A 16,038-nucleotide genomic window follows, 5' to 3' on the forward strand; every position below is an offset into this window, starting at 1 on the left:
TGTTTAGTCCCGGCATTTGCTGGAGCGGATCAAGCTTGAAGCGTTCTGGCTGTGCAGCCCATGCCTTGCAAATGAACTCGTAGGGCGTGAGGCCTTTGAGGGTCTTGAGCCTGCGGGCGAAGTTGTAGGCAGCGACGAAGTCGGTGAGGTGCTGCCGGAGCTGATCGTGRYTCTCATAGTAGAAGCGCTTGACGGTGGCGTCCTTGATGGTCCGGTTCATTCTCTCGACTTGGCCGTTGGTCCATGGGTGCCTGACCTTGGTCGTGCGGTGGTCGATGTCGTTCCTGGCGCAGRTGTATTCGAAGGCGTGCGCCCGAAACAGCTCGCCGTTTGCCATTGCCTCCTTGATTAGCGGCACGGCCGAGCCACCGGCGCCGGGCGTGGTGAACTGGATGCCGTTGTCGGTGAGTACAGTGTGGATCTTGTAGGGGACTGCGGCGATCAGCCGGAGCAGAAACTCTTTAGAGACGGCGGTGGTGGCCTTCTCATGCAGCTCGACGAAGGCGAACTTGGAGGTGCGGTCGATGGCGACGAACATGTGCAGCTTGCCCTGTTCGGTGCGCACCTCGGCGACGTCGATGTGGAAGTAGCCGATCGGGTAGCTTTTGAACTTCTTCCTTGCCGGCTTGTCGCCTTCGATATCCGGCAGCCGGCCGATGCCATGGCGCTGCAGGCAGCGGTGCAAGGACGAACGCGTCAGGTGCGGGATCGTCGGCTGCAAGGTGTAGAGGCAGTCGTCGAGCGGCAGCAGCGTATACCGGCGGAAGGCGACGATGACGGCCTCTTCCTCGACAGACAGAACCGTCGATCTCGGCTGTCTCGGACCGGTCGGCAGATCGGTCACCGAAGTCCGCTCCCGCCATTTGGCGACAGTCTTCTGATTGATGCCGTAGCGCTTGGCCAGCGTCCTCAGGCTCTCTTGACTATGCTGTATCGCTCGACGGATTGCCTCTGTCGTCGTGGCGCTCCCATGAAGAACCTGGCCCATAGTGCATCCCTCGATTCGGAGGATAAGGATGCCCCATCAAAGCCTGGGATCAAACAGTAGAACAACGTCGCTGACACCGGCCTCCAAGGACAAAGGCAAGGACCGCGGGATGCCATTAATCTCGACCTCGCCATCCGCAAGCTGCCCGTTCGTCGTATACAGCCTGTACCGTCCGGCGACCGGGACCTTGAAAACGTCCAGACGACCGGACTGAAGGCGACGGCCGGCTATTCTGATGTTGGGAGCGATCTGGACGTAGCTGTCGCGGATAAAAGGGGCAATCACAGGATCGATCCAATCCATACGATATGACCAGATGATCACCTTTGGCGGAGCGTTCGAGAGGATTTTGTACGCTTCCGATTCCCTGCCTTCCTGCAACGTTTTCAAGATATGGTGCTGGTCGAGCCAGAGTGTGGAAGGCTCCTGTCGATTGGGCAGCATCCCGATGCCGTCGAAATACCGCTCACCTGGTGCTAGCAATGACTCTGCACGCGCCACCAATTCAAGTTGGGCCGCATTGTCGAAGCGGAAGTAAAGTACATTGGCAACGAAGCTTATAGCCATGGCTGTGGCGAGCGCTATCCAGGCAAGGCGCAGGTAACGCACGCGGGCTGCGACGCCGTCGAACAGCGTCAATGACCATAGCGACATGAACGGCAACGCCATGATGAACACGTAAGGCCACGGCTGGTCATGCGCGAACACCAGCACAGTGACCACGACCGAGAAGATCAGTGCAATTCGCCTTCGCTCGTCAAGCTTCATGATCTGCATCAGAGACAGAGCCATGCCAGAGAAACAGCAGACATAAAGAACATAGTTGCGCGCGAGCGTCTGAAACACGAATTGCCTCAGCCCCCCGTAATCGCCTCCTCCGCGGGTCGCAATCTCAAGAGGGCCGAATACGAGGTTCCTGGCAACAGGTACAGGGTCGGCGCCGCCGAAGACAAAGCAATAGGCGATTATGGGAACGGTCCATCCCAGCACCAGCCATGCGCCGCGGGCCATACCTGCTGCGTAGCGTCTCATCAAAGCCGCGTCGGCGACCAGACCAAGGCCAAGCGCAAGATTGAAGTAGACCGATTTCTGCGTCGCCAGGAACGACAGGCCGCTCAGGATGCCGGCAGCGACAAGCTGACGCCCTCCTAATTCACGCGCACGCAAGACGACCAGCAGCGCCGCCACGGCGAAGAAGACCGCCAGCGGTTCGGCGATGGTGCGAAAGATGCGCTCCATGAAATTAGAGAAGCAGAGCAGAATGAGGACGATTGCCAGGGAGCGCACGCGGTTTTCGCCAAGAGCGCGCGCGGATGCATAGACAAACGCAATGGTCACGCATGCCAGGAGGGCCATCTGTATGCGGCCGGCAAGTAGGATCGACTTGGCGTCCCAGCCGATTAGATGGGCGATCTCGAAAAAAACCGCATAGCCGACCGCCTTGGGATGCTGGATTGTATCGAACAGGCCGTTGGAGAAATATTTGGCCCACCCGAGTTGTACGAATTCGTCCATGACGAAGCGCGCGTTCCAGGCAAAGGCAAACAGCAAAATGATCTTAAGGGTGATCAGGACACCCAGAAAAACCATTGCTGGGCGCTGTTCGAGACCGAATAGCTCGTTTGATCCGAGTCCCGCCGCCTGTGTCTTCAAGATGTCCCCCACACCGTGTCTAAGGCAGAGCTGCCGGCGCCTTCGCCGCACCCCAGTGGCTGCGCGCCCTTCCCGCTACCTGGGTAGCCGCCACCCACTCGCAATCAGCGAAATTAAGGAAAGAAACTCCGCCTCGCAGAGTACGTTTGAGTGTAGCTATTCACCGAGCGTCGCGTGAAATCGCATTGCGTGATTTTATCTTGGCCGTGGATTCAGGTCCGGGGTGCTTGCGGATCTTCACGCGTTGACTGATTTCAACTAGTTTTAGACTCTCGCTCATTAAGAAAGGCCTTAGAGCAGGGTGCACTGTGGTGGTTGAACTGGCATCCCAATCCGTCTGGCTTGGCTTGCGCCCTAGAGTGGAGATGCACTGTGCCTCGATCGCATTGGCCCGTGCACTCGTCGACCGTCTCCGTCGCGCCCGGACCAACTGGCTTGCCGTTCAGCCGCGTCTTGCCATAGCAGATATCGTAAATCTTGGCGTACCGGTCTCAATCGAAATGCAGCAGACATGGGTAATCAGGCTGTTGACGGCCAGCACCACAGCAGGCGGGCTCGACGCGGCCACAGGCCTATGGCAGCTTGAATGAGTAGCCTAATGAGGATGTGAGGCGCATAGAAATCCCTTCCCGACAATATCAGGATCAATTAATGGAACTTGAATATCTCAGGGCAATTTGGACGCCGCGTGCTTACCTGACTGTCTTCGCCATTCTGCTGGCGGCGTATATTCCCGAGATCGGCTACACGACTTTCTCGAACGACTACTTCTATACGACCTATCTGACCTACAACGCCTACGGTGCGGATGGTCGCTATCTCGGCGAATTCCTCCGCCTTCTCTCGTTCGGCTTCTTGCCGCCCAACCTTCTTTTAATACTCGGGCTGACCTGCATGGCCGGGTGCGGTGTCGTGCTCTGCCGCCTGCTCAACGTCACGCACTGGACGCCTGTGGTCATCACTTGCTGTCTTTTCGCGACCTTCCCGATGATGTTTGAACTATGGTCATACGCCGCGACTCGGCTGACGGTGCCGTTGGCCGCATTGCTGGCGATGCTGGCCCTCGCCGTCCCGAGTCTGCTGATCGGGGCCATGCTAATATGTGCCGCTCTGGCAACGTACCAATCAGCAGTCTACCTAGCGGTGGTCGTGACCTTCTACGTCACGGCGTATCGGATCACCAAAGGAGAACGGGCCTTCCGTACATTTGCGATCCCGCGAGCAGTTATGGTGTTGGCCGGCTTGGCTCTTTACCTCGTGGTGTATTTCGTCTGCACCGTTTTCTTCCACATTGGGGGACGTAGGCTTGCCGGCTTTGTCCACGTCGTCACCAACCCAACTGAATTCATGACTGTTGCGAAGGTCCTTCTACAAGCGACCATAGAGCTTTTGACCAAGGGAATTTTCTTGTTCCCTGCCGTGGCCAAATACGTCCTCCTTGCCATTGCGGCTATTCTTGTATGCGCTCTGGCGTTAAGACGGTCACTGACCGGCATCGTACTCGTGTGCGCGGCGCCTCTGTGCGTCTTCGGCGCCGCTTGGGTGATCAGTCCTCCGAAAGAGATGCTATTTGATCGCATCCTTTTCTCCTTCGTTGGCGTCTATGCTGGCACATTCCTGATCGCGTGGCTTCTGACCAGCGGTCGCATGCGCGCTCTCGTAAGCGCTCTGGGCTTGTTTCTGGTCGCAATCTTCGTCCTTCAGGCGAACAACTGGCACCAATTCATGGAGATGCGGAACCGCGCCGACATGGATATGACCCAGGCGATTGCCGTCCGGATCAGAGACCTGCCAGAATACCGACCCGGCATGACAATTACAGTAATCGGGACTACGCAGGATTCGAGCTACCTGCCCTATCGGCTATTCGACACATCGAGAGGTTTCGTCGGCAACACAATGCTTGCGAGCATGTATGCTATCGATTGGGCCTCCACACGGGCGCTGATGTTCTATTTCCCGGTCAACAACTTCCCGTCGCCAGAAGTCGTTCGGTCTGCTAAAGCCTCATCTGCCGATATGCCCGTCTGGCCGGCGCGAGGTTCTGTAGCCGTTCGCAGCCAGATGGTGATCGTGAAGCTGAAGTAGAAATCCTGGTGAGCATCGCTCGTGCGCTGGCAGTCAATCCGATCGCGCCGAACACCCGAATTGCAGCCCGAGGCGGTGGCATTGATCGCGGGGCTTGCTGTCCCGCCGGTCAATCAGCTTAGAGACTACCAACTCAAAACTTCGCAATAGTTCGGCCAGTCCGGCACAGCCGATACTCTCTGCGCTTTCGGGAAATGCCGTCGCGCCATGACCGCAAAGTCCGAGCGTGAAAACAGCACGACATGCTTATCTCCGGTGATGTGCCGGTCTGCAAGAAGCGACAGAGTGGCGCGTACGCCACCTGGCTCAATGTCCTTCAGGATGACCTTCCTGCAACCCCAACCGTCGCAGCTGTCAGCCAGTGATTTGAAGAACGCGTCGCGCTGATCGACCGGCACGTGATGGATAACGTCGGAAATCGTGATGGCATCGTAAAGTCCGGTTACGTCGGTGAGATCAGTCGCAGGCAGAAGTTCAACTCTCGCCCGATTTGCGCAGCTTAAGAATGTACCGATCAAAGGAGCCAGATCGCACATCGTAACCGCGAGGTCAGGGCGTCGATTTAAGAGCCGCTCGATAAGCGCGCCGTCACCCCCACCGATATCCAAGATTTTCGCACCGTTCGGCAATTCGCGATCTAGAAAATCTGCGATCAGGTTGAGGTTGACGAACAGGCGACGATAGACATTGCCCACCGGCTCAAAATGGCGACCGAGAACCCTGCGTGCGACCTGACCTGGTGCCAGCATTCTCATTCCTCGTTTCTTGCTGATTCGTGTTTCGCCAAGTGGATGGGAGCCGTCTGCAAGGCTGCCGGGTGACGATAGAGCCGCGGCAGGATGGCCCAGTGCGCAGCTACAAAGTTCCAGACGAACAGAGCGACGGTGGCAATCGGAGTCGCAATCGCAACACTAAGACTGAGACCGGAACATAGGACGATCATCATGGCTACCGAAATTGGATAGGCCATGGCCACGCCTCCTACGAAACGTATGAATGCCTTCAAGCGAAGTGGTTCTGCAAAGGTGAACCGGCTGTGTAGTGCGTATCCGAGTGGCGTCACAGCCAAGAACGAAATCACGGTGCCCAGTAGGTAATGCACCCCCACTTGATCGGTCGCAATCATAATGGCGTTGTGCGCAGTTGCGCAGACCGCTCCCACTAGGGTGTACCGCCACCCTCGTTCCACAAGCGGTCTTTTGCGGATACCCGCATAACGCTTCTGCTCATCCGTGTGTGTAGTTGGATTGCGCATCGGCCTCAGAAAGCTCCTGCCAGTTTCGCGCGAAGCCGGCACACGACACGCTCACGCAACCGCGAGTCGCGCAAATAACGCCTCATTCCGATCGGCCCGAGCGACAGCACAGCACGAGCCGCGCGCGCCAGAGCCTTCCAGTCGCCGCGCGATGCGGCGGCCAGCGATACATTGACGCTGATCGACGCCAGAGCGGCAGGTTCAACCCAGCGTCGGCTGCTCGCCGGAAGTCGGGGAAGATGGCGCTCCATGACAATCTGCATTTGCGACCGGAACTCGCTGACGTCACGGGATCCAGTTACAGTCAGCGAACTGCCGTGAACCCGAAAGGCCGTAGTGATCTCGTCGTGATAAACGACAGGTCCGGCAACAGCGAGCTTCGCCCACATATCCCAATCCGCCGTATACCAGAGCATCTCATCCATGCCCCCGCATGCCAGCCACGCACTCCGGCGAAAGATCGGGGCAGGCACAGACACAAAATTCTGTACGAGAAGCCGTTCCAGCAGGAATTCAGATTCAAGCACCTTGTCGCTTGGCAAGGGACAGTTCCAGCGTCCCATTCGCCGGCCGTGGCGGTCAACGATCGCAGTCGGGGCTAAATGAAGCGCTGCTTCGGGTTCGTCCGCGAGCCAGCGTCGCGTGGCCTCGACGCGCCCGGGCAACCACAGGTCGTCTTGGTGGAGTATGCAGACATAATCGGCGGCGGCTAGCTCAACGCCCAGGTTGGTCTTCGACTGCCAAGGCCCGAGATCTTTTCGCCGAAGCAGCCGGAACGCCGGTCGGTGGAGAAATCGCTCGACAATGGCAGCCGTGGCGTTCGTCGGGCTGCTGTCGATAATGATTACCTCCAGGTCGCCAGTCAGCTCCGCAGCAAGCGAGTCAAGTGTTGCTCCAATCCATGCCGCCCCGTCATGGACAGGCATGACGACGGACAGAAAAGGCTTTTCGGCCGCGCGGCTTGCTGCTTGAATTTCCGCTCGCAAGGCTGCTGGAGGGCTAGAACTCACGTCGGGCACTCAATGTATCAAGCAGCAACTTGAGCACGAAGCCGGATAACACCATGGACATGCCGGCCACGCAGATCGTGGTGACCACAAAGGTCAGGTGCACTGATTGCTCCATGGGGCCGCCGACAAAAATCCAATGTAGCGCGAGTGACACGTCCGCCGCGAAGCCGGCTACCGCGAGTACACCACCAGAAAAAACCAGCCATTCCAAAGGGCGACCGCGCGTCAGCCAAGGCACAATTCGACCACTGTAGACCGGATGGTAGATGGCGATTGCCACCTTTGCCAGCATACCGAACAGGATCGCTGAAAGGCCAATCAACGTCGCCATCGCCGAGAGCGCGACGAAGTGAATTCCGAAGTACCATCCGCCGATGCGAACAGGTCCGGCAGCGAGAGCTGCAAGGCCGGCAATGCCAGTGATCAACAAGGTCAGCCCAGGCACGAGGTACATGGTATCCGGCGCATGGGCTATGATCAGCCGTAGATGGCGCCAGCCGTCGCGGAAGGAACGCAGATGCGGCGGGCGGTTTCGCTTGTCGGGGTAGAGCTTGATCGGCACTTCACGAATGGTGAGCCCGGCGCGATGCGCATTGATGATCATTTCCGAGGCGAATTCCATGCCCGGCGAGCGTGCGCCAATTCTCTGAAATGCCTCTCGGGTGAAGCCGCGCATGCCGCAATGGAAGTCGTGGATCGGAGATTTGTGCAGCCAGCGAGCGATGGTGGACAGGACAGGATTGCCCAGGTAGCGATGCAATAGCGGCATGGCGCCCGGCTCGATACCGCCGGCGAACCGATTGCCCATGACAAAGTCCGCGCCCAATTCCAACGCATCGACGAAATCGCCGAGCTGGCTCCAGTCATAGGAATCATCGGCATCGGCCATAATGAGATATTTGCCTTCGGCCGCTTCAGCCGCGGCGCTGATTGCCGCGCCATAGCCCTTTACCGGCTGATGGACGACCCGCGCTCCCAACTTTTGCGCAATCTCCACCGACTTGTCCGTGGAGCCATTGTCGCCGAGGACGACTTCCCCCTTGATGCCGCGCCTCGAGAAGGCATCCAAGGCTTTGCGGATGCAGATGCCGATCGTCAATTCTTCGTTCAGGCAAGGAATGATTGCAGAGACGAGGACATGCTCGGTCTCCATGCCGGCCGTGAAAGCAGGCGTGGCGTCGTCGAATTTGGCTGTCGTGTCACCCGCGATGCTGTCCATTGCGTCCCCTATTCAGGCGTTCTGGAAGAACCAGCCCATTCCCACACCTGACCCGCTGGGAGCGTAGTATATCGAAAATTGCTTATCTTTGACTTACGAAATATCCAGTCGCGCCTTCATGAGCGGTAGCCGCAAAGGCTTGGCGCTATTTTTTCGCGATGCAGCGCTGTTGCCTTGAGTCTACTCTTTCGGGCGAAGCGATATCGTCCGTGACTGTCGCCAAACTCAAGTGGATCAATCATTTCAACGCCTTGGCCTTGAGCCGTGGCAGAGATTCAACGCGATAGATCGTCATTTGGCATTGACCCAAAGCCCGCATAAAAGCAAAACCGCGGTTTCTGCAGTTCGAGGCGAGCTGTAGTGGTAATCCCAAACCGGAGTTTTGAAAACATGCTGTTTGCGTTGATTTGCAAGGACAAGCCCGGCAGCCTGCAGGTGCGCGTCGACACACGCCCCGTCCACGTCGCCTTCCTCGAGGGTCTGAACGCCGACAAGAAACTGGCCTTTGCTGGTCCGTTCCTCGATGCCGACGGCAAGCCCAACGGCAGCCTCGTCGTGGTCGAGGCGCCGGACCTGGCCGGTGCGCAGGCGCTGTCGGCCGCCGACCCCTATGCCAAGGCAGGGCTGTTTGAAACAGTCGAAATCCGCCAGTGGAACTGGACCTTCAACAAGCCGGCGGCTAGTTAATTCCGGCAGGCCCACGGAGGAGCAAAGACATGAACTACTGGCTGTTCAAATCCGAACCTTCGGTCTTCTCCTTCGAGGCGCTGAAGGCCAAGGGCAAAGCCGGCACGCAATGGGACGGCGTGCGCAACTATGCGGCTCGCAACAACATGAAGGCGATGCAGATCGGCGATCTCGGCTTTTTCTACCATTCCAATGAAGGTCTAAACGTTGTCGGTATTGCCGAGGTCTGCGCGCTGGCCCATCCCGATAGCACGACCGACGATCCGCGCTGGGAATGTGTCGACATCCGCGCTTTCAAGGATGTACCGAACCCGCCGACGTTGGAACAGGTCAAGGCCAATCCGAAACTCGCCGAGATGGCGCTGGTGCGACTTGGACGGCTTTCCGTACAGCCCGTGACTCCGGCCGAATGGAAGGAAGTCTGCCGCATGGGCGGCCTGACGCCGGCTCCGTGACGGTCCTCACGCCGAACAGCGCGAAAAAGTTCATTCTCGACAACACGGCACTGATGGCGCCGCCGCATGTGCCCGAGATTGTCCTCAATCTGGCCGACGAAGCCCACGACCTCTGGCAGCGGACCGAGGACGAGCTGACCGAGATCGGCCTGCCGCCACCCTTCTGGGCCTTTGCCTGGGCCGGTGGCCAGGGCCTTGCCCGCTATATCCTCGACAACCCTGCGGCAGTGCGCGGCAAACGCGTGCTCGACTTCGCCTCAGGCTCCGGGCTTGTCGCCATCGCCGCCGCCAGGGCAGGTGCCGCGCAAGTGATTGCCGCCGACATCGACCCGTTCTGCGAAACGGCGATCCGCCTCAATGCCGAGGCCAACGGCGTTGCCATCGTGTTTTGCGGCACCGACTGCATCGGCACCTATGCCGGCTGGGACGTGGTGTTGGCCGGCGATGTCTTCTACGACCGATCCTTCGCCGACACGCTGATGCCGTGGTTTTCAACGCTGAAGGCGCGCGGCGCAGACATACTCGTCGGCGATCCCGGCCGCTCTTATATGCCGAAGACCGGACTGGAGCCTTTGGCCGTCTACGAAGTGGCGGTGACGCGGGCGCTGGAGGATGCGCTGGTCAAGCGCACCACGGTCTGGCGCTTCGCTTGACGGCGCTGCCGAACAGGCGTTCCATCGCGCATTGATTTGAAGAATATGCATGTCGTTATCCCAAACCGCTCACGCTGTTGGGCGACATGCTTCCGGGGAGGACTTTATGGATTTTTCGGCAGTGAACTGGCTGGCGGTGGTTGTCGCGGCCGTGGTGGCGTGGCTGTTCGGCGCCGTCTGGTACATGGCTTTGAGCAAGCCGTGGTTGAAGGCGGCCAAGCTCGATCCGGCAACGATGAGCAAATCGAAACTGCCCTTCGTCATCTCCTTCATCGCCGAACTGATCATGGCGCTGGTCGTGGCTCTGGTGGTCGGCGCGATGACCGGCGGCGAGCCGGCTCTCACCGCTGGCCTGGTCTTCGGCTTCGTCCTCTGGCTCGGCTTTGTCGCCACGACGCTGTCGGTCAACCACCGCTATGAAAATTTCGGCTGGGACCTGACGCTCATCGACGGCGGCCACTGGCTCGGCGTGCTTTTGATCATCGGCGCTGTCATCGGCTGGTTCGGCGCACCGGTCGTCGCCGGCTGACCTACAACTCGTCCCAGGTCCGCCGCGTCGGATCCGGTTGCGGGTTGTGGACTTCGCCCAGTATCCAGTCCTTGAACGCGATGATCCGGGCGTCGTTTGCCGACCCTGCCGGATAGACCAGGAAATAGGCGAATTCGGCCGCGACCTTGAGGCCGAGTTCGAACGGCCGCACCAGCCGTCCCTCCGACAGGTCGTTCGCCACCATGGCGAAATCGGCTAGCGCCACGGCATTGCCGTCGAGCGCCGCCTGCACCGCATCTGACGAAGAACCGAAAACGATGGTCCGGCTGTCGTCGAAGTCGTCGATGCCGGCCGCCGCCATCCACATGCGCCAGTTCGGCCAGGTCACGCCCTGGCGCGCCCATACGATATGGGCAAGCGTGTGCCGGAACAGATCGCGCGGCTCTCGAAGCGGCGGACCGGAGGTCAGCAAAGCCGGGCTGCACACCGGAATGATGATGTTGTCGAACAGACGGTGGCTGACAATGCCCGGATATTTCCCGGTGCCGAAGCGAATGCCGATATCGACGTCGTCGCGATCGAAATCGCGCACCTCATAGGTGATGTCGAAGCGAAGTTCGATCCCGGGCTGATGCTTGCGGAAATCGTCGACACGCCGCATCAGCCATTTGGTCGCAAACTGCGGGTCGAGCGTAATTTTCAGGAGCGCCATGCCGCGCGTCATCTTTTGCGCCCGCGACACCGCCCGGTTGAGCAGGTCGAGCGCATCGAGCGAGGCCTCGAACATCACCGTGCCTGCCTCGGTCAACCGGATGGTGCGGCTGGTGCGGGTGAACAGCACGATGCCGAGCTGATCCTCGATTTCCTTGATCTGGTGGCTGATCGCCGCCGGCGTCAGCCCGAGCTCGTCCGCGGCCCGGGTGAAATTGAGGTGCCGGGCCGCCGCTTCCAGCGTCCGCAGAGCTCGGGTTCCAGGCAGCAGGCGGGCCAATGGATCTCCAAATAAAACTTGATGATATGGAGAAAACTACTCGTTTCTCCTTTGTCTTTCAATCCGGCATGATGGGTGCAATCGAAACACCATCAAACCGGATTTGATATCCGGAGGAACGGATCACACCATGTCCACCATCGCTTTCAACTCACCGATTGCTCGGCCGACCTGGCTGCGCGCCGTGCTCGACTGGCTTCGTCACGCCTGGGTCGCGGTCCACCTCACCCGGCAAAATGTCGTCCACCAGGATGTCGAGGATCTCTCCGACCGCGAGCTGCGCGACATAGGCGGCGAACGCAAGGATGTCGCCCGCGCCATGGACCGGGAGCTGGGCCGGCTGGGACTGCTGGATATCGGCTGGCAGAGGAATAGGCAGTGGTGAATAGGCCTTAGGCAGTAGGGAAGAATGAGACGGCGCCGAAACCCGGCCCTACTGCCTACTGCCTACTGCCTACTGCCTACTGCCTACTGCCTACTGCCTACTGCCTGCTGCCTACTACCTATCTGACCACCCTCACCACCGTCTTATCCGACACCAGCGGCAACAGCCGCGCCATTGTGCGCGCGGTTACCGCCACGCAGCCTTGCGTCGGCGTGAAGCCCGGGCGCGCTAGGTGGAAGAAGATGGCGCTGCCGCGCCCGCGCCGGCGCGGCGCCATGTTCCAGTCGAGCACCAGGCAGGCGTCATAGAGGCGATCATCGCGCCGCATCCGCTCATGGCTGGCGCCGTAGGGGATTTTCACCGGACGGTTGTAGTTGCGGTCGTCCGGCACCTCGCACCAGCCGAGATCGGCGCCGATCGTCGCCATCGACAGCCGGGTTCTACGCGCCGCCGAGAAATGATCCCCGCGAAAATATCCCGATAGAATCCGCATCTCGCCAAGCGGCGTCGCGCCGTCGCCCTCGCGCTTGTTGGCCGAGATGCCACCGCGCCCCAGGGCGCAGGCAAACACCTTGCTGCCGGCCTGCAAAATCCCCTGGCTGGGGTTGCCGGGCCTCGCCCGCACCACCAACACGCGCAGCCCTTTAGGCAAAATTGCGCCGGCTGCATTGCGAACGCGTTTTTTCTTGTATGATCGTGTCACGGAACAAATCACTGTGATCGGACTGTTGTGCCGGTCAGCTTCCGCATAAATGGGGGTCGGTCAACTGAAAATTCTTTTCAAAACAACGGATTGATCCATGACATCACGTACCATTCTTATCGTTGACGACGATGACGACCTGCGCGGAACCCTCGTCGAGCAACTGGCCCTTTACGAAGAATTCGACGTCCTGCAGGAAGCGACCGCCGCCAAAGGCGTCGCCGCGGCGCGCGGCGGGCTCATCGACCTCCTCATCATGGATGTCGGCCTGCCCGACATGGATGGTCGCGAGGCGGTGAAGATCCTGCGCAAGGGCGGCTACAAGGCGCCGATCATCATGCTGACCGGACACGACACCGATTCCGACACGATTCTGGGCCTCGAGGCCGGCGCCAACGACTATGTCACCAAGCCGTTCCGCTTCGCGGTGCTGCTCGCCCGCATCCGCGCGCAACTGCGCCAGCACGAGCAGAGCGAGGACGCCACCTTCTCGGTCGGTCCCTATACGTTCAAGCCCAGCCAGAAGCTTCTGATCGACCAACGCGGTGCCAAGGTGCGGCTGACGGAGAAGGAGGCGTCGATCATCAAATATCTCTATCGCGCCGACCAGAAGGTGGTGACGCGCGACGTCTTGCTCGAGGAAGTGTGGGGCTACAACTCCGGCGTCACCACGCACACGCTGGAAACCCACGTCTACCGGCTGCGCCAGAAGATCGAGCGCGATCCTTCCAATGCTGAAATTCTTGTGACAGAAAGCGGCGGCTACAAGCTGGTTCCTTAAACATTTCATTATCCAATGAGCAATTCCAGGAAAAGTGTGGGCGGTTTTCCGTCCGGAATTGCGTAAAAACTAAAGGATAGAGCGGTCGGGGCAGGACTGTTTTCGGGTACGATCCGGCTGGGGGAGCCTGGATCGACCCCGCGCATCGGCCCAAAATCGATTCGGTTTTGGGGGAGAACGCTGCGCAGACTGAAAATGTTGGAGGGTCCTTTGCGTGACCAGGAGGACGCGCGGCGCTCTAAGGGAGGGATTGGACTGACCGTTCGGGGACGCAGCTAGAGATGGCGCTGGATGACGACATCCGCATCCTGTCAGCCGTGAAGCTCTTTGAGGGTTTCACGCAGGAACAGCTGCGCCTGCTCGCCTTCGGCGCCGAAGCCACGCATCTGCAGGCCGACCACAAGCTTTACCGCGAGGACGACGAGGCCGATTCGGCCTATATCGTGGTCAGCGGCCGCATCGTGCTCTATCGCGAGCAGAATGGCGAACGCGTCCCGATCGGCACCGCCGGCCCCGGCACGATCCTGAGCGAACTGGCATTGATCGCCGACACCAACCGACTGACCAGCGCATCGGCCGAGACCGATTCCGAAGTGATCCGCCTCAGCCGTAAGATGTTCCGCCGCATTCTCGAGGAGTATCCCGACGTGGCGGTGAAACTGCACCAGCGCATCCTCGACGATTTCCAGGCCATGATCCGCCGCATCGAGAAGCTCGCGCCACGGTTTGGCGGATAGGGTAACAGCCGGCGAATGGCATCATGCGGGCAGCGGATGCCCGCACCGCCATCAACCTTCAGATGCCTTCCGGTTTGGATCAGCTGCCAGCGCGATGCAGAAGATCCACGCCTATCCGCGCCAGCTCTCCGGCGGCCAGCAGCAGCGCGTGGCGATCGCCCGCGCGCTTGCAATCCGGCCGAAGCTGATGCCGTTCGACGAGCCGACCTCGGCGCTCGATCCGGAATTGGTCGGCGAGGTGCTCGCCACTATGAAAGACCTCGCCAGCCAGGGCCTGACGATGATAGTGGTGACACACGAAATCTGCTTCGCCCGCGAAGCGGCGGACCGCGTTGTGTTCATGGACGGCGGCTACGTGATCGAAACCGGCCCGCCCGGTGATGTCCTGTCAAACCCGCTGCATCCACGCACGCGCCTTCCTCAGCCGCTTCATCTGACGCAGGCCCCGCCAATATCCCGTTCGACCAGCAGAGCAGTCTCCATGTCCAAGTCCTCGAACCAATATGCCAGCCTTTCCGACCTCGAAGACAAGGCGGTCGAACTGGCCGAGGCGCGGCGTCACCTGCACGCCCATCCGGAGCTTTCCTTCCAGGAGCACGAAACGGCGGACTTCGTCGCGAGGCGGCTCGAAGGCTGGGGCTACGAGGTGACGCGCAATGTCGGCGGGCTCGGCGTCGTCGGGCTGCTGCGGCAGGGGCCCGGCGGCCGCAGCATCGCTATTCGCGCCGACATGGACGCGTTGCCGATAACCGAGGCGACCGGGCTGCCCTATGCCAGTCTGGCGAGTGGAAGAATGCACGCCTGCGGTCATGATGGCCATACCGCGATGCTGCTCGGCGCGGCCGAATATCTGGCGCGCACCCGGCACTTCAACGGCACCGTCATTCTCGTCTTCCAACCGGCGGAAGAAGCCGGCAAAGGCAGCGGGGCGCAGGCGATGATTGCCGACGGGCTGTTCGATCGTTTCCCCTGCGATGCGATCTTCGGCTTGCACAATCATCCAGGCGCCCCGGTGGGGTCCTTCCTCATGCGTGCCGGTCCGCTGATGGCGGCCAGTGACACGGTGACGATCAAGATCAACGGCCGCGGCGGCCACGCTTCACGCCCGCATCTGACTGTCGATCCGATCGTTGCCGCCGCCAACATCGTCATGACACTGCAGACGGTGGTGTCGCGCGGTGTCGGCCCGACGGAGACGGCTGTCGTCACCGTGGGCATGATCCACGGCGGCACCGCCTCCAATGTCATCCCGGAAAGCGCCGAAATCGTGCTTAGCGTCCGATCCTTCTCTGCCGAGATACGCGACACGCTTGAGCGGCGCATCCGCGGCATCGCCACCTCCGTCGCCGAGGCGCATGGCGCAACGGTCGACATCGACTACCAGCGCGGTTACCCGGTGGTCGCCAACTCGGAGCATGAGACCGCTTTCGCTACCGAGGTGGTGACCGAACTCGTCGGCGAAGACAAGGTTTCGCTGTGCCCGCTTATTCCCGGTAGCGAAGACTTCTCCTACTTCCTCGAACACAGACCGGGCTGTTTTCTTCGCCTGGGCAATGGCGAGGATTCGGCCATCCTCCACAGTTCGAAATACGATTTCAACGACGGCAACCTGACGGTCGGGGCAGCGCTCTGGGCGCGGCTCGCCGAGCGCTTCCTGGCGGTTTGAATCATTGCCTGCTGGCTTGAAGGCCAGGCTAAAGCATGATCCCGAAAAGTGGAACCCGGTTTTCGGAAAAGATCATGCTCAAACAAAGAGATAGAGCGGTTCTTCGTTTCCGCAAACGGTGAACCGCTCTAAAGCGTGTCGCGATTTAAGGGATTCAGGATTCCCCTTGATTTGAGTTCGTGATTCATTGCGGTTGAAAGGAGACCGCGATGGGCAAGCCGCTACCGCTTGAGTTGCGTCGGCGTGTTGTTGCGTATGTCGATGAGGGACATGGTCA

17 protein-coding genes and 1 pseudogene are annotated in these 16,038 nt (G+C 60.0%); 10 read left to right on the forward strand and 8 right to left on the reverse strand.

The genetic code is table 11. The features are described 5' to 3' along the window. Both AC1DYO_RS31690 and AC1DYO_RS31695 read right to left on the reverse strand, forming a co-directional pair. On the reverse strand, positions 1–988 hold a 988-nt coding region (locus AC1DYO_RS31690), incomplete at its 3' end, for an IS481 family transposase (protein WP_477268539.1). Positions 989–1,024: 36 nt separating this feature from the next. Beyond that, positions 1,025–2,641 carry a DUF7056 domain-containing protein gene (locus tag AC1DYO_RS31695; RefSeq protein WP_477268541.1) on the reverse strand — a complete coding sequence of 539 codons (1,617 nt, stop codon included), beginning with the start codon at positions 2,639–2,641 and terminating at the stop codon, positions 1,025–1,027. A gap of 651 nt (positions 2,642–3,292) precedes the next feature. On the opposite strand from AC1DYO_RS31695, the gene AC1DYO_RS31700 reads away from it, so the two are divergent. Next, positions 3,293–4,729 (forward strand): glucosyltransferase domain-containing protein, encoded by a 1,437-nt coding sequence (locus tag AC1DYO_RS31700; RefSeq protein ID WP_477268543.1) that lies wholly within the window; start codon positions 3,293–3,295, stop codon positions 4,727–4,729. 125 nt (positions 4,730–4,854) lie between these two features. On the opposite strand, the gene AC1DYO_RS31705 is transcribed toward AC1DYO_RS31700, so the two are convergent. From AC1DYO_RS31705 to AC1DYO_RS31720, 4 genes are read right to left on the reverse strand one after another with little or no spacing between them, the layout of a single operon-like run. Then, entirely contained in the window at positions 4,855–5,484 is a 630-nt protein-coding gene (locus AC1DYO_RS31705) for a class I SAM-dependent methyltransferase (protein ID WP_477268545.1), read from the reverse strand. Next, positions 5,481–5,984: a GtrA family protein gene (locus tag AC1DYO_RS31710; RefSeq protein WP_477268547.1), complete on the reverse strand. Its 504-nt coding sequence runs from the start codon at positions 5,982–5,984 to the stop codon at positions 5,481–5,483. Before AC1DYO_RS31710 ends, AC1DYO_RS31705 begins: the two co-directional genes overlap by 4 nt. Positions 5,985–5,989: 5 nt before the next feature. Next, positions 5,990–6,970, reverse strand: coding sequence for a glycosyltransferase (locus AC1DYO_RS31715; protein WP_477268548.1), 981 nt, complete (start codon positions 6,968–6,970; stop codon positions 5,990–5,992). A gap of 13 nt (positions 6,971–6,983) precedes the next feature. Next, positions 6,984–8,213, reverse strand: a complete 1,230-nt coding sequence (locus tag AC1DYO_RS31720) for a glycosyltransferase family 2 protein (RefSeq protein ID WP_477268550.1) — start codon at positions 8,211–8,213, stop codon at positions 6,984–6,986. A 390-nt stretch (positions 8,214–8,603) separates the two neighbouring features. Between AC1DYO_RS31720 and AC1DYO_RS31725 the strand changes: the two genes are divergently transcribed. The 4 genes from AC1DYO_RS31725 to AC1DYO_RS31740 all read left to right on the forward strand — a co-directional run bounded on the left by AC1DYO_RS31725 (position 8,604) and on the right by AC1DYO_RS31740 (position 10,537). Further along, positions 8,604–8,900, forward strand: a complete 297-nt coding sequence (locus AC1DYO_RS31725; RefSeq protein ID WP_181060933.1) for a YciI-like protein — start codon at positions 8,604–8,606, stop codon at positions 8,898–8,900. Positions 8,901–8,929: 29 nt separating this feature from the next. Then, positions 8,930–9,355, forward strand: coding sequence for an EVE domain-containing protein (locus AC1DYO_RS31730; protein WP_112621800.1), 426 nt, complete (start codon positions 8,930–8,932; stop codon positions 9,353–9,355). After that, on the forward strand, positions 9,352–10,008 hold the full coding sequence (locus AC1DYO_RS31735) for a class I SAM-dependent methyltransferase (protein ID WP_477268552.1): 657 nt from the start codon (positions 9,352–9,354) through the stop codon (positions 10,006–10,008). Before AC1DYO_RS31730 ends, AC1DYO_RS31735 begins: the two co-directional genes overlap by 4 nt. A gap of 106 nt (positions 10,009–10,114) precedes the next feature. Continuing rightward, positions 10,115–10,537 carry a DUF1761 domain-containing protein gene (locus tag AC1DYO_RS31740; RefSeq protein ID WP_477268554.1) on the forward strand — a complete coding sequence of 141 codons (423 nt, stop codon included), beginning with the start codon at positions 10,115–10,117 and terminating at the stop codon, positions 10,535–10,537. A gap of 1 nt (position 10,538) precedes the next feature. Here the strand turns inward: AC1DYO_RS31740 and gcvA are convergent, their stop codons facing one another. Further along, entirely contained in the window at positions 10,539–11,489 is a 951-nt protein-coding gene (gene gcvA, locus AC1DYO_RS31745; protein ID WP_477268556.1) for a transcriptional regulator GcvA, read from the reverse strand. Positions 11,490–11,619: 130 nt separating this feature from the next. On the opposite strand from gcvA, the gene AC1DYO_RS31750 reads away from it, so the two are divergent. Beyond that, positions 11,620–11,874: a hypothetical protein gene (locus AC1DYO_RS31750; protein ID WP_477268558.1), complete on the forward strand. Its 255-nt coding sequence runs from the start codon at positions 11,620–11,622 to the stop codon at positions 11,872–11,874. A 118-nt stretch (positions 11,875–11,992) separates the two neighbouring features. Here the strand turns inward: AC1DYO_RS31750 and AC1DYO_RS31755 are convergent, their stop codons facing one another. After that, complete coding sequence (locus AC1DYO_RS31755; protein WP_477268562.1) at positions 11,993–12,529, reverse strand: L,D-transpeptidase family protein; 537 nt, start codon at positions 12,527–12,529, stop codon at positions 11,993–11,995. Between the two features lie 145 nt (positions 12,530–12,674). Between AC1DYO_RS31755 and AC1DYO_RS31760 the strand changes: the two genes are divergently transcribed. From AC1DYO_RS31760 to AC1DYO_RS31775, 4 genes and pseudogenes are all read left to right on the forward strand, one after another. Then, entirely contained in the window at positions 12,675–13,358 is a 684-nt protein-coding gene (locus AC1DYO_RS31760; RefSeq protein ID WP_112561232.1) for a response regulator transcription factor, read from the forward strand. A 281-nt stretch (positions 13,359–13,639) separates the two neighbouring features. Next, on the forward strand, positions 13,640–14,095 hold the full coding sequence (locus AC1DYO_RS31765; RefSeq protein WP_477268560.1) for a cyclic nucleotide-binding domain-containing protein: 456 nt from the start codon (positions 13,640–13,642) through the stop codon (positions 14,093–14,095). Between the two features lie 112 nt (positions 14,096–14,207). Next, positions 14,208–14,448: pseudogene (locus AC1DYO_RS31770) on the forward strand (ATP-binding cassette domain-containing protein); the annotation flags it as partial. A 128-nt stretch (positions 14,449–14,576) separates the two neighbouring features. Continuing rightward, a complete protein-coding gene (locus AC1DYO_RS31775) occupies positions 14,577–15,761 on the forward strand; it encodes a M20 aminoacylase family protein (RefSeq protein ID WP_477268563.1) in 1,185 nt (394 codons plus the stop codon). Positions 15,762–16,038 lie beyond the last annotated feature (277 nt).

The organism is Mesorhizobium sp. P2_F5 (assembly GCF_056403715.1).

Coding starts and splice junctions, on each gene's coding strand:
- AC1DYO_RS31705 (WP_477268545.1), bottom strand. CDS start 5,484: ATGAGAATGCTGGCACCAGGTCAGGTCGCACGCAGGGTTCTCGGTCGC.
- AC1DYO_RS31740 (WP_477268554.1), top strand. CDS start 10,115: ATGGATTTTTCGGCAGTGAACTGGCTGGCGGTGGTTGTCGCGGCCGTG.
- AC1DYO_RS31720 (WP_477268550.1), bottom strand. CDS start 8,213: ATGGACAGCATCGCGGGTGACACGACAGCCAAATTCGACGACGCCACG.
- AC1DYO_RS31700 (WP_477268543.1), top strand. CDS start 3,293: ATGGAACTTGAATATCTCAGGGCAATTTGGACGCCGCGTGCTTACCTG.
- AC1DYO_RS31710 (WP_477268547.1), bottom strand. CDS start 5,984: ATGCGCAATCCAACTACACACACGGATGAGCAGAAGCGTTATGCGGGT.
- AC1DYO_RS31725 (WP_181060933.1), top strand. CDS start 8,604: ATGCTGTTTGCGTTGATTTGCAAGGACAAGCCCGGCAGCCTGCAGGTG.
- AC1DYO_RS31750 (WP_477268558.1), top strand. CDS start 11,620: ATGTCCACCATCGCTTTCAACTCACCGATTGCTCGGCCGACCTGGCTG.
- AC1DYO_RS31760 (WP_112561232.1), top strand. CDS start 12,675: ATGACATCACGTACCATTCTTATCGTTGACGACGATGACGACCTGCGC.
- AC1DYO_RS31765 (WP_477268560.1), top strand. CDS start 13,640: ATGGCGCTGGATGACGACATCCGCATCCTGTCAGCCGTGAAGCTCTTT.
- AC1DYO_RS31775 (WP_477268563.1), top strand. CDS start 14,577: ATGTCCAAGTCCTCGAACCAATATGCCAGCCTTTCCGACCTCGAAGAC.
- AC1DYO_RS31730 (WP_112621800.1), top strand. CDS start 8,930: ATGAACTACTGGCTGTTCAAATCCGAACCTTCGGTCTTCTCCTTCGAG.